The following is a 12,486-nucleotide window of genomic DNA, read 5'->3' on the forward strand; positions in this document are numbered from 1 at the left end:
TATTTTGAGAGGAGTCATAATTATATGGCAGAAGAAAAAACATACCCAATGACAGTTGAGGGAAAACAAAAGTTAGAAGAAGAATTAAACACACTTAAAACAACTAAACGTTCAGAAATTATTGAACGAATTAAAATTGCACGTAGTTTTGGTGATTTATCTGAAAACTCTGAATACGAATCAGCAAAAGATGAGCAATCTTTTGTTGAAGGTCGAATAAAAACAATCGAACAGATGTTGAACCATGCAGAAATTATTGATAATGGTGATATAGATGCTGATGAAATTGCTGTTGGAAAATCTGTAACATTTCAAGAATTACCCGATGAAGAACCTGAAACTTATTCAATTGTAGGTGCTGCAGAGGCAGACCCATTTGCTGGAAAGATATCAAATGAATCGCCAATTGCAAAAGGATTAGTAGGGCATCGATTAGGAGAAGTTGTTGAAATTGAAACTCCTGGCGGTTCGATGAAAGTTAAGATTACTGAAGTCAAATAATAGTTAGTTAAGAAGGATGGGAGTGTGATATAAGTGAAGTGCCTTACAAAACTTGGACATGTAAATCAAGTTTTGGAGGTGCTTTTTTGACACGTAATTATACCTACAGCTTTAAGTTGAAAGTAGTTAAAGAATATTTAAATGGTGAAAATTCACTCCACACACTGTGTCTGAAATATAAGATGCCGAGTGATACTCCATTAGTAATTTGGGTGTCGCGTTATAAAGCTTTTGGTCCTACCGGACTTAAACAGCTTAAACGCCGGCACTATTCTAATGATTTCAAGGTAGCGGTTATTACCTATTACTTGAACCATTCTACCAGTATTCAAAAAACAGCCATCCACTTTGATATCAGCCACACAGTCGTTTATAATTGGCTTAAATTAATGCGGCAATTTGGAATTAAAGCCGTAATTTCATCTAAGATAGGACGACCCAAGATGGTTAAGAAAAAGAAAGAAACATCCAAGAAAAAGACCGAACAACAGTTAATAGAGAGACAACAAAAACAAATCAGACATTTAGAACAGGAACTTTCCTATACTAAAATTGAGAATGTTTATCTAAAAAAATTGGATGCCGTAATTCGAAACAAAAAATAGCACTAAAAGTTAAAACAATTAACGAATTGCGGCGTGATTATCCCTTTATTACGCTCTTAAAAGTTGCGGGACTTGCGCGTTCGACGTATTACTATCATTTAGCTTGTCTAAACCGGCCTGATAAATATCGTCAGGTTAAACAAATTATTCGGCAAGAATTTGCCCGCTCTCATCAAACTTATGGTTATCGTCGCATGAGATTTGTTTTAAAACAGCATCATGTTAAACTTTGTCTAGAAACTGTTCGTAAAATTATGTTTTCTATGGGTCTGAAAGTTACTCTTTTTTCAAAACATTCTGGGCGGTACAACTCATATCATGGTCATGTTGGACAGGTGGTACCTAACTTGCTCAAGCAACAATTCAAGGCCCATAAACCATATACTGTTTTGCATACTGACGTCAGTCAGTTTAAACTTACGTGTGGAAAATGGGGTTATATTTCGACAGTTATTGATGAGGCTAGTAATGAAGTTTTAGCCGCTAAAGTTAGTTCAACACCCAATCGTGTTTTAATCGATCAAACCCTTGAGACAGTCATTAAAAAGATTCCCGCAACCACTAAACCAATTCTACACTCTGATCAAGGGTGGCAATATCAAATGACCAATTATCAAGCTAAACTAAGACATCATCATTTCATTCAAAGCATGTCTCGTAAGGGAAATTGTTTAGACAATGCCCCAGTTGAGAGCTTTTTCAGTATGCTTAAACGTGAATGTTTAAGGCGCATTAAGGTTACTTCTCTCAATGAACTAAGTACGTTAGTGGAACATTATGTTGCTTGGTATAATACCCAGCGAATTTCACTTAAGCGGCATGGATTAACTCCAGTTGAATATCGTAAACAGTATCTAACTAACAATTAAAACAAACATGTCCAACTTTTTTAAGGCAGTACAAAGTCGGGAAAATTTGAGTACTAACTCGAAATTACGAATATAGCGAGTAACTTGCTATGAGTAATTCGAAGTTAGACGGAGAATTTTGACTTATGGAACACGTTTATACAGAATAATTAGCGAGGCTGAGTCAAAATTTAACTTTTGGCACAGCCTCTCTTTTTTTGCTCGCATCAAAATTATGAGATAATAACATGTCATTGCAAAAATTTAGGGGTATAATACGCGAATGAAAGGATTGTTTATATATGAAAAAAACGATACTTATTTATAGTTGTATCTCTATTTCTTTGCTGGGATTAATGTTATATGAAAAGAGTAAAAAAAGGATTTTAGAAAATAAAAAGCTTGAAGAGAATTTACTAATAGTTCCCATTAATGGTGAAGTTGTTAAGAAAAAAGAAGTATCACCTATCTCTACCGAATGCCCCTTAATCAGAATACATAGTAAAAGTGATGCCCTTTCTCTGGTAGAGGACCAATTAGGCGATAACGGTGGAGATTGGACATGGAGTTGTTTGTGGAACGATGATAAGAAGTTTTTTGTAAAGGCAATCTCTCAAACTGCTCTTACTGAGGGGGCAATGACAGGAACTGCATATACGGTATATGTGTATCGAGATGGTTCTATCAAGGAAAATATGTTTGATTTAAAATAATGATAAAGGGTTCCTATAGCGTAAATCAAGTGATAAAATTATTTCATCAATTATGTAAGGAAGTGTTGTGACAAATGATCAAAAATACGATGATTGATAATCAGGTTACTCATAAAACAATTAGAGCTTTTAAAAATCAAAATTTAACAAAGGAACAAGTAGTTACATTGGTAGAAGTTGCAAGACATACATCATCAAGTATGTTTATGCAGCAATTTTCTATAATACACCTTACTGATGAAAAAAAGAGAATGTACGTTAGAAAAATTTCAGGTCAAAATTATGTTGGAGCAAATGGAGATCTATTTATTTTCATAGTTGATTTACACCGAAATCAGAGTATAAGACGACAATTAGGTGAAGATGATGGTAGGCTCCATAAAACAGATATTTTTTTACAAGGTGTCGAAGATACAGTTTTAGCAGTACAAAACATGGTTAATGCGGCTGCAAGTATGGGATTAGGAGCAGTTATTTTGGGTAGTATTAATAATAAACCAAAAGAATTACTAAATGTGTTGGAACTACCTAAAATGACATTTCCCATACTTGGGTTACAAGTGGGGGTAGCAGATCAGATGCCACAGCTAAAACCTCGATTGCCATTAGATGCGATTTTTTTTGAAAATGAATATCAAGAAATTAATATAGGTGATTTAGAGGAATATGACAAGATTGTACAAACATATTATGATTTACGTGATTCTAATCGTAGAATTGACTCATTTACGAAGCAGGTAAGCTCTAAAAAGCTGGGAACAAAAGAGACCAAAAGAGATGAACTACTCAAGACGCTACATGACCAAGAACTTTGTTTAGAATAATTAATTTATGATTGCATTGCATTTCACTCTGATAATTGATATAATATTTATCGTTGTTGGAGAGTTGGCAGAGTGGTAATGCACCGGACTCGAAATCCGGCGAACCGGTTTATACCGGCGCGCAGGTTCAAATCCTGTACTCTCCTTATTTTATTAATTTAACTTAATTGTATACATCTGGAAACGTTGATGTATCAGCGTTTCTATTTTTTTACTTACGTTAATATACGTTATTTTGAAAGTGTTTGGTGCACTCAGAGTATTCAAAACGGTCTCAATTTGATTATCTGAACGCATTTTATACTCGTCAATTAGGTAGGAATATACTCGACTAGTTGTCGAAATATCTGAGTGATCTAATAGTTTTGAAATGATATATAAATCAATATTTTCAGAAAGTAAGAATGCAACATGCGTGCGCCTTCATGCCAAGACTTATTGATGCTGATTGTTTTGAACGAGAAATTAATATCTCTCCAGGTAAATGCTTAAGCTCTCCTAGACGTACCCATGTATAAGAGTGCAAGCAGGATAAGATATTTTGAGGTGAAATTGGTGTTACGATCTGTGGAAGTATAAGCAGTTAATGTACTCATTTCAGCAACACTAAGATATTCAATTTTTCTTGGTTTTTTCTTATTAAACACAACATTAACATTTGCACAAGGTCTTTTTGAATTACACCATCATAGATAGCATCTTTGATACAAGCATGAATCAGAGAATTGTACTTACTGACAGTTGTCAAAAAACGGAGATTGAGATTCTTTGAGAAAGTAGCTGAAAAGTTAGGTTTATGAACAGATAACCTACTAGATTTGGTGTTAAAAAAAAGGAATTTTGCGAAAACGAACTGCTCCGTAAATATTCCGCTTGAAAAAGTCTTATCATTGTAGCCTTTGCAAAAAGAACTAATAAAATTGGTAAGAAATGAAAAATGATACAGTTAGTTTGTATAAGTTAGCTATCTTTCTTTGGAATTTTTATCTTGAGATTGTAAACTTTTTAAAATTTTGTCATTTTGAGCTAGTAATACCCAATTTTGTTCAACTATAGCCCTCAAATATGCTGTACTTGCTTTTTCATTACCATAGTCACTAGACATTATTCTTTTGCTATTTCTTAGGAGTTGTTCATCATCAAGTTCATTTAAAATATTTTTTACTTGCCATAGTGCATCATCATTCAATTCAGATAATCCTCTGTCTTCTAAAATACCTGTGATGTGCTTGTTGCCAAATAACATATTTTTCACCTCCTGTATTATAGGCTTATAAGTATATGTTATCATGTAAGTGTAAATGTTTTAAGTAATATGAGCTACTTAAGAAAAATGTATAAAGTAATGCTATTTAGGGATGACAGAGACGAAAAAAAGTGGCAGTTTCAACTTATGTTTTTAAAATTGAGACAGAAATTAATAGCACTACAAATAAAATTACAACTGAAGAGGGATATGTGAATGCCGAAACCTGTTCTGATGCCCTAGAAACAATTCAAGAACAGTATAAATTGTATGGAAAGAAAGCAGTTTCTGTAATTTTAAATCTGGACAAATGAGAAAAATGGTATTGAAGCAGCCACTAAGCTGCTTTTTTTGTACATAAATTTAAAGGGGTGACATTATGGAACAAGAGATAATTACAGCTAAGGTTACTAACATAAACAACGATGAATAGTTCAACATTCATATCAATGATAAAACAGGCAGAATGAAGTAGAGTTCGTACTTGTTCGCTCAATGTATATGTTGTTTACCCATTATGCTAAGACTAATCACATCCCATTTGAGAGAGCATTACGTAAATACAGTGAAGCAATAACCTTACAGATTAGATTCATGCACGATAACGAAATGAGAGCGATGAGCTATGAAGAAGATACAGACTGAAACTCGTGCACTATTCTACAACTCGCAAGAATGGCGTTAGTTAAGAGAACAGGCATTGGATAGAGATAATTACGAACGTTAATGATGTAAAGGTGAAGGCCGTGTGACTACAACAGATACTATCTTGGAAGTAGATCACATTAAGGAGCTTGAGTATCATCCTGAGAATAAATTGTCACAACAGGCGACATCATCGGATGAACTACAGTACACATGAGTTCAAGCGTAAGTATAATAGATGGGAGAGTGATGAACGATGGGATTAAAGATGAGTGCTGTTCGTTATCAGATTAGTAATCTACATCATACATGTTCCTGACATAACTGAGCTATTAACTACTTTCATCCCTGTTGTATTTAAAATAGACAGAGTTTAGGTAGCCTGTCTACACAGGAAAATCCATCTTTTACTTTGGTCGGTGGGGGAATGTTTTTTTATTATAAATTTGGAGTGAAATCAGATGAATGTTTAACATTATCATCGTCAGTTGAGTAAATTCTATCGGAACTTACCCTTATTTTTTAAAATTTTACAAATCATGATGGTAAGGTAATAACAATCATACTATCAATTTATAAATTATTTGCTATGAAAATTAGTTTTAAATGGTATAATAATAAATATATAAGATACTTCCCCCAAAATTTTTTTGAGTGTATATTTATTTTTAGTATGTTTTTTTGTTTTTTTATTGAAAAGCATCTATAAATAAGTTAAGATACAAGTTGTGTTTTATATTCAACTTAGACAGGTCCTACTTCCTTAACTGGAGGTGGGACTATTTATTTTCATGAGAAGTTTTAGTTACAAGTTTTTTTAATTTTTAGTTTGATGTATCTTAATTTTCTGGTACAATTAAATTATTATTATTGCTCAGTAGTTCAGTGGTAGAATAATTGACTGTTAATCAAGAGGTCGTAGGTTCGAATCCTACCTGAGCAGTGTGTGAGTTAAAAGAGTTATTTTCGTTTTAGAATTTAAAGAGCCGGGTCAAAGTTAACTTCGATCCAGCTCTTTATTTGTTCTAAATAAAAATATTTATAGTAAGTAGCTTATTCATTCAATTTTATTTCTCTTTTTTAGTATCTTGAGTAAATCTACAGCTTGGATAGTTTCAAAATATTCCCCATCTTTGTGGCATTTACTCAAATTAATACCTTCAGTTCGGTAATTTTTAACTTTCATATAAGAGGTATATAGCTTGATCCCATCAAAAATTTTAAAAGTACACCAACAAGTAAAATCTCCATGTAGCTTAATATCCTCGTTTAGTAAATCTATTAAATAATTACAGTCATGAGATAGAAGATTGCCACTTTTTCCAACTAAATGCATAGAAATCATGTCCTTTATTTTTATGATAACACAATTAGTCCTGAATTATTCATAGTTCATTAAAAGCCCGTCAGTTTTCGTATTTTTTCGAAAACTGACGGGTATGTCTTTATCTTTTGCTGAAATACTATGTTTATAAGTTCTAGCTAGTGAGATTTTTCAACTAACTCAGAATTGCTTTGAATTTTTGGATACACTTGTCCCTTGGTTGTACAGATTTTTTTAATTTTGCCGGTTATTCAATAGCCTGGATACGCTGTAGAACCTGGTAGAACAGTCGATGGTAAACATGATACGAGCTCAGTCGCAACTGAATGCGTCGGCCAGTATGCACGACACGTGCCGCAAATTTGAATAAACGGATCCGCAATGTGCTAACGCACAAACCTGAATCATGTTTTGTCAGTGCTAGCTGCTTTAAAAAGTTGACAATATTGTAAGCCAGTACACTAACCATCATCCGGGCAGCGTTGGCATTAAACGTTGAACTATCAGTCTTATCGAAAAAGAAACCTGCTTTAGCTTCTTTGATGTAATTTTCCATTTGGCCGCGTTTGTGATACAGTTCAAAGGCTGTTTCAGCCGTTAAATTAGTCAGATTAGTAACGATAAATTCATGTGAAAAGATCAGTTCACCGGCTGCTCGAGTTGATTTAACATAGATCTGCCGCGGCTTAGGCCACGATGCTGATTGATAGATTTCAGAGTAGTAGTGAGTCTCTTTCTCTTGCCACTGGGTTTGATCACTGATCTTGACGAACTTTTCAGCTAGATTCTGCAGTTTCCGATTGCGTTTGAGTCGAATAATGTAAAACACATCGTCGGCTTCACAGACATCGTAAACTTCTGGCGTGGCGAAGCCACTATCACCACGAACCAGAATGTCAGTCGTGGGCAGCTGAGTTTGATAATGCTTTAATAGTGGTGTTAAAAAAGCTTTTACATCTTTGCTGGTGTAGGCATTTCCAGGACGCAAGACAGCTTTCAATAAGTTACCATCTTGATCAGTTGCCAGTAATGGATGATATCCTTCAGTACCATAATGTGCGTTGTAGTTAGTGGCTTCCTGTTTGCCATAAGTGTCTGAGTGAGTCGAATCGATATCAATAATCGTGGCTGTCTGGTTGGTTAATAGTCGAACACGGTCGATCAAAGCCTCATTTAAAGTCTGTAATGTGCTAACACTATCTTTATCAAAGCGTTGCCAAAAACGTGATATTGTTGCTTGTGAAGCCAAAGACGGTTTATCCAATAATAATTTAAAAAGCGGTTCTTTTTCTAAAAAAGTTGCCGCAGAATCTGTGCTATAACCGGCAATAATCTGAAGAGTTAACTGTCTTAAGATACTAGAATTACTGTGTTGACAATATCGTCGCTGGTCATTGAACCTCAATAGTTTATCGGCCAAGTTGGTGAACTGAAACTTTGCCATCAGTTCTACACACAATGTTAGCCCGCCATCGGAAGATAATTGACCACCCGTATGCGATACTAAAATATTCTTGTTGAAATTGAATGCCATTTCCTGTAAAGTTTTCAATGTAGAGTCCTCTTCTCTCATGTGGTTTTGTTTAGCAATTTAACTATACCAGAGCTGAGGCTCTTTTTGTGCACTTAAAAGGTGAAAATGCAAAATGCCCATCAAACGCGTGAAGCATGTGTTTGATGGGTATCTTGTGTATTTTTGTGAATAAATCAGGTTAGTCAATAGAAAATTAGTTTTTATATTAATTAAATTATTTACAAATTCACTATTGGAAAATATAAATTTTAAAGTGATACAGTAAAAATAAATTTTATATATTATATCCTAATTTATTCATTTCCACTATATGTTGTGCCAAACCATTAAATAACTCCCATATTGTGTATTTCGTATTTAAAAATGTTTATCAGAATAGTAATATAGGTATTAGGTTATAAGAGGAGTGATTTGGTTGCAGACAGGTATAAAAAAAGAGTTAAGAGTGAGAAAAGAAAACATTACAAAATATCAATGGTTAAAAATTTGGGGACCAGGCTTAATTGTCATGCTCGCGGATACAGATGCAGGGTGCCTCATTACTGCCGCCCAATCTGGTGCTCAATGGGGATATACGATGATTCTACCACAAATACTGCTAATTCCGATTTTGTACATGGCACAGGAAATGACAGTTCGTTTGGGAATTGTAACTCATAAAGGGCATGGAGAATTAATTCGTGAAAATTTTGGAACTGGATGGGCTTGGCTTTCAGCAGGGACTTTAGCAGTTTCTGCAATCGGAGCCTTACTAACAGAATTTATTGGTGTAGCAGGGGTTGGAGAATTATTTGGAATATCGTAGTGGATTACTGTACCTATTGCTACTATTTTGTTAGTTGGAATTGCATTTATTGGAAGTTATCGGCGAGTAGAGAAGATTGGAGTAATAATCGGATCAGCTGAACTAGCATTTATTATTGCAATAATTATGATTCATCCAAGTTTCTCGCAAATGACTCAAGGGCTAGTTACAATTCCTTGGAGACATTCATCATATATTTATTTAGTAGCAGCTAATGTTGGTGCAGTAATCATGCCTTGGATGATTTTTTATCAGCAAGGTGCAGTTGTTGACAAAAAACTAGATATAAGTTCCATTCCAAAAGCTCGCCAAGATACCTTTGTTGGAACGCTGATAACACAAGGAATTATGTTAATTTTTGTAATTGCCTTTGCAGCAACAGTTGGAAATAGTAATTTTTCCGATTCATTAAGTTCGGTTACTGATCTGGCTAGAGCGTTAGCACCATTTATTGGAAGTATGCCAGCTAAGATTTTAATTGGAGCAAGTATTTTAGGTGGTGCGTTAGTGGCAGCTTTGGTTGTTGCATTAGCTGGGACTTGGGGGATTACGGAAGTACTTAATTGGAAGCACAGTTTAAATGAGCCATTTAATCGTAAAACTGCAGGATTTTATACTATATATACTCTGGCACATGTAGTAGGTGCTGTGCTAGTACTTGCTAATTTTGAGTTAATAAATATGGCAGTGGCGATGGAGGTTATGAATGCTTTGTTACTACCAATTGTTCTTGGCTTTTTATTAATTCTTGAAGCTAAGGTAATGCCTAAACAATATCAAATGAAGGGAGTTTATAAATGGGTGGTTACAGTACTGTGTATTATCGTTATGATTTTTGGTATATACATGATTGGACCCGTTATCGGTATTTGGTAAAATAGAAAGTATTATTAAATGTGAGTGTGCCATAAGTGAAGTGCCTTACAAAACTTGGACATGTAAATCAAGTTTTGGAGGTGCTTTTTTGACACGTAATTATACCTACAGCTTTAAGTTGAAAGTAGTTAAAGAATATTTAAATGGTGAAAATTCACTCCACACACTGTGTCTGAAATATAAGATGCCGAGTGATACTCCATTAGTAATTTGGGTGTCGCGTTATAAAGCTTTTGGTCCTACCGGACTTAAACAGCTTAAACGCCGGCACTATTCTAATGATTTCAAGGTAGCGGTTATTACCTATTACTTGAACCATTCTACCAGTATTCAAAAAACAGCCATCCACTTTGATATCAGCCACACAGTCGTTTATAATTGGCTTAAATTAATGCGGCAATTTGGAATTAAAGCCGTAATTTCATCTAAGATAGGACGACCCAAGATGGTTAAGAAAAAGAAAGAAACATCCAAGAAAAAGACCGAACAACAGTTAATAGAGAGACAACAAAAACAAATCAGACATTTAGAACAGGAACTTTCCTATACTAAAATTGAGAATGTTTATCTAAAAAAATTGGATGCCGTAATTCGAAACAAAAAACAGCACTAAAAGTTAAAACAATTAACGAATTGCGGCGTGATTATCCCTTTATTACGCTCTTAAAAGTTGCGGGACTTGCGCGTTCGACGTATTACTATCATTTAGCTTGTCTAAACCGGCCTGATAAATATCGTCAGGTTAAACAAATTATTCGGCAAGAATTTGCCCGCTCTCATCAAACTTATGGTTATCGTCGCATGAGATTTGTTTTAAAACAGCATCATGTTAAACTTTGTCTAGAAACTGTTCGTAAAATTATGTTTTCTATGGGTCTGAAAGTTACTCTTTTTTCAAAACATTCTGGGCGGTACAACTCATATCATGGTCATGTTGGACAGGTGGTACCTAACTTGCTCAAGCAACAATTCAAGGCCCATAAACCATATACTGTTTTGCATACTGACGTCAGTCAGTTTAAACTTACGTGTGGAAAATGGGGTTATATTTCGACAGTTATTGATGAGGCTAGTAATGAAGTTTTAGCCGCTAAAGTTAGTTCAACACCCAATCGTGTTTTAATCGATCAAACCCTTGAGACAGTCATTAAAAAGATTCCCGCAACAACTAAACCAATTCTACACTCTGATCAAGGATGGCAATATCAAATGACCAATTATCAAGCTAAACTAAGACATCATCATTTCATTCAAAGCATGTCTCGTAAGGGAAATTGTTTAGACAATGCCCCAGTTGAGAGCTTTTTCAGTATGCTTAAACGTGAATGTTTAAGGCGCATTAAGGTTACTTCGCTCAGTGAACTAAGTACATTAGTGGAACATTATGTTGCTTGGTATAATAACCAGCGAATTTCACTTAAGCGTCACGGATTAACTCCAGTCGAATATCGTAAACAGTATCTAACTAATAATTAAAACAAACATGTCCAACTTTTTTAAGGCAGTACAAAGTCGGGAAAATTTGAGTACTAACTCGGAATTACGAATATAGCGAGTAATTTGCTATGAGTAATTCGAAGTTAGACGGAGAATTTTGACTTATGAAACACGTTTATACGGAATAAACAGAGGAACTGAATCAAAATTTAACTTTTGGCCCAGCCCCAGATATGCAAAATAAAAAAAAGAGATTGATTTTGAGCTTGGGCATGCGCTTTAAACTTAATCAGTCTCTTTTTTTATTACAGATAAGTGTGTTTTATAAAATATCATTTTCTTACAATGTTAATTTAAAATAGCAACTCCTAAAGTGAGGTAAGATGCAAAAATAATCCATAGAAAATATGGAATCATTAGAATTGATGAGAGACGGCTGGTTTTAGAGAAGTGAATAATACAAACTAGAACAATAAAATCCAATACGAGTATTATTACAAGGCCTAACCAATAAGAACTTTCTCTGAAGAAAATAATACTCCAGATAAAGTTTAGAACTAATTGAGCAATAAAAAGTGAATAATCTACTACCTTAGTTTGCTTTGATGAATATCGTTGATAAATTAGGTAACCAGATATTGCAATTAAAGCATAGAGAAGTGGCCAGACTATGCCAAATAGATAATCTGGAGGGGAAAATGCTGGTAGATTCAAATTGTTATAAATTCCCTTAATGTCACCCGCAAATAAAGCTGATAGGCCACCAACAATCTCAATAATAAGTATGAAAATAACTAAGTGAAGCCAATTAAATTTGGTCTTCTTTTTGTATTCGTACATTTGACCAACTCCTTTGATTCCAGTGTAGCATTAAATAACTAATGAATCATGGAACATGATTTGCATGAAATGGGCAATAGTTAGCAAATTTGGGGGAACTAAGAAGTTAGCAAGAAAAATCAATCATTACTTTGAGACTGCTTTTTTTCTTCCGCAAGTAACTTTTTAAGTGCTTGTGTATGATCGCTCAAAAAAAAGCCTTGCCACTTACGCATTCCCCGATCCTGATAGAAATTCCTAAAAAAGTATTCGGCAAAATCATCGTTAATCTTTTTCTTATTATTCATG

Annotated in this window: 13 protein-coding genes, 2 tRNA genes and 2 pseudogenes; 12 read left to right on the top strand and 5 right to left on the bottom strand. The window is 34.4% G+C overall.

Features of this window, described 5'->3' with window-relative positions:
- The first annotated feature begins 24 nt into the window (after nt 1–24).
- The 6 genes from greA (at nt 25) to G6O70_RS07515 (ending at nt 3,637) form a co-directional block, all read left to right on the top strand.
- Entirely contained in the window at nt 25–501 is a 477-nt protein-coding gene (gene greA, locus G6O70_RS07490) for a transcription elongation factor GreA (RefSeq protein WP_057869531.1), read from the top strand.
- Between the two features lie 86 nt (nt 502–587).
- Complete coding sequence (locus G6O70_RS07495) at nt 588–1,106, top strand: helix-turn-helix domain-containing protein (protein ID WP_219934263.1); 519 nt, start codon at nt 588–590, stop codon at nt 1,104–1,106.
- Nucleotides 1,107–1,132: 26 nt separating this feature from the next.
- Nucleotides 1,133–1,975 (top strand): IS3 family transposase, encoded by an 843-nt coding sequence (locus G6O70_RS07500; RefSeq protein WP_219934264.1) that lies wholly within the window; start codon nt 1,133–1,135, stop codon nt 1,973–1,975.
- A 281-nt stretch (nt 1,976–2,256) separates the two neighbouring features.
- Entirely contained in the window at nt 2,257–2,667 is a 411-nt protein-coding gene (locus G6O70_RS07505; protein WP_057870445.1) for a hypothetical protein, read from the top strand.
- 74 nt (nt 2,668–2,741) lie between these two features.
- On the top strand, nt 2,742–3,491 hold the full coding sequence (locus G6O70_RS07510) for an NADPH-dependent oxidoreductase (RefSeq protein ID WP_057870446.1): 750 nt from the start codon (nt 2,742–2,744) through the stop codon (nt 3,489–3,491).
- Between the two features lie 58 nt (nt 3,492–3,549).
- Nucleotides 3,550–3,637: transfer RNA gene (locus G6O70_RS07515), tRNA-Ser, on the top strand.
- An 818-nt stretch (nt 3,638–4,455) separates the two neighbouring features.
- Here G6O70_RS07515 and G6O70_RS07520 read toward each other — a convergent pair.
- Nucleotides 4,456–4,737 (bottom strand): hypothetical protein, encoded by a 282-nt coding sequence (locus G6O70_RS07520; RefSeq protein WP_057870447.1) that lies wholly within the window; start codon nt 4,735–4,737, stop codon nt 4,456–4,458.
- Nucleotides 4,738–4,868: 131 nt separating this feature from the next.
- Between G6O70_RS07520 and G6O70_RS07525 the strand changes: the two genes are divergently transcribed.
- The 3 genes and pseudogenes from G6O70_RS07525 to G6O70_RS07535 all read left to right on the top strand — a co-directional run bounded on the left by G6O70_RS07525 (nt 4,869) and on the right by G6O70_RS07535 (nt 6,325).
- Complete coding sequence (locus tag G6O70_RS07525; protein ID WP_057870448.1) at nt 4,869–5,051, top strand: hypothetical protein; 183 nt, start codon at nt 4,869–4,871, stop codon at nt 5,049–5,051.
- A 311-nt stretch (nt 5,052–5,362) separates the two neighbouring features.
- Nucleotides 5,363–5,648, top strand: a pseudogene (locus tag G6O70_RS07530) (HNH endonuclease).
- Nucleotides 5,649–6,253: 605 nt separating this feature from the next.
- Nucleotides 6,254–6,325: transfer RNA gene (locus G6O70_RS07535), tRNA-Asn, on the top strand.
- A gap of 114 nt (nt 6,326–6,439) precedes the next feature.
- On the opposite strand, the gene G6O70_RS07540 is transcribed toward G6O70_RS07535, so the two are convergent.
- Together G6O70_RS07540 and G6O70_RS07545 are read right to left on the bottom strand one after the other, a co-directional pair.
- On the bottom strand, nt 6,440–6,718 hold the full coding sequence (locus G6O70_RS07540; RefSeq protein ID WP_057870449.1) for a hypothetical protein: 279 nt from the start codon (nt 6,716–6,718) through the stop codon (nt 6,440–6,442).
- Nucleotides 6,719–6,953: 235 nt separating this feature from the next.
- A complete protein-coding gene (locus tag G6O70_RS07545) occupies nt 6,954–8,258 on the bottom strand; it encodes an IS1380 family transposase (protein ID WP_057870478.1) in 1,305 nt (434 codons plus the stop codon).
- Between the two features lie 397 nt (nt 8,259–8,655).
- On the opposite strand from G6O70_RS07545, the pseudogene G6O70_RS07550 reads away from it, so the two are divergent.
- The 3 genes and pseudogenes from G6O70_RS07550 to G6O70_RS07560 all read left to right on the top strand — a co-directional run bounded on the left by G6O70_RS07550 (nt 8,656) and on the right by G6O70_RS07560 (nt 11,397).
- Nucleotides 8,656–9,921 (top strand): annotated as a pseudogene (locus G6O70_RS07550) (NRAMP family divalent metal transporter).
- A gap of 88 nt (nt 9,922–10,009) precedes the next feature.
- The gene (locus tag G6O70_RS07555; RefSeq protein WP_219934265.1) at nt 10,010–10,534 is read left to right on the top strand and encodes a helix-turn-helix domain-containing protein; all 525 of its coding nucleotides are present in this window, start codon (nt 10,010–10,012) and stop codon (nt 10,532–10,534) included.
- A 20-nt stretch (nt 10,535–10,554) separates the two neighbouring features.
- Nucleotides 10,555–11,397: an IS3 family transposase gene (locus tag G6O70_RS07560; protein WP_219934266.1), complete on the top strand. Its 843-nt coding sequence runs from the start codon at nt 10,555–10,557 to the stop codon at nt 11,395–11,397.
- 309 nt (nt 11,398–11,706) lie between these two features.
- Here G6O70_RS07560 and G6O70_RS07565 read toward each other — a convergent pair whose 3' ends face one another.
- Nucleotides 11,707–12,198: a TspO/MBR family protein gene (locus tag G6O70_RS07565; RefSeq protein ID WP_057870275.1), complete on the bottom strand. Its 492-nt coding sequence runs from the start codon at nt 12,196–12,198 to the stop codon at nt 11,707–11,709.
- 119 nt (nt 12,199–12,317) lie between these two features.
- Nucleotides 12,318–12,485, bottom strand: a complete 168-nt coding sequence (locus G6O70_RS07570; RefSeq protein WP_164478092.1) for a hypothetical protein — start codon at nt 12,483–12,485, stop codon at nt 12,318–12,320.
- Nucleotide 12,486: the final 1 nt, after the last annotated feature.

Source organism: Liquorilactobacillus hordei DSM 19519 (genome assembly GCF_019443985.1).
GTDB classification, from domain to species: domain Bacteria; phylum Bacillota; class Bacilli; order Lactobacillales; family Lactobacillaceae; genus Liquorilactobacillus; species Liquorilactobacillus hordei.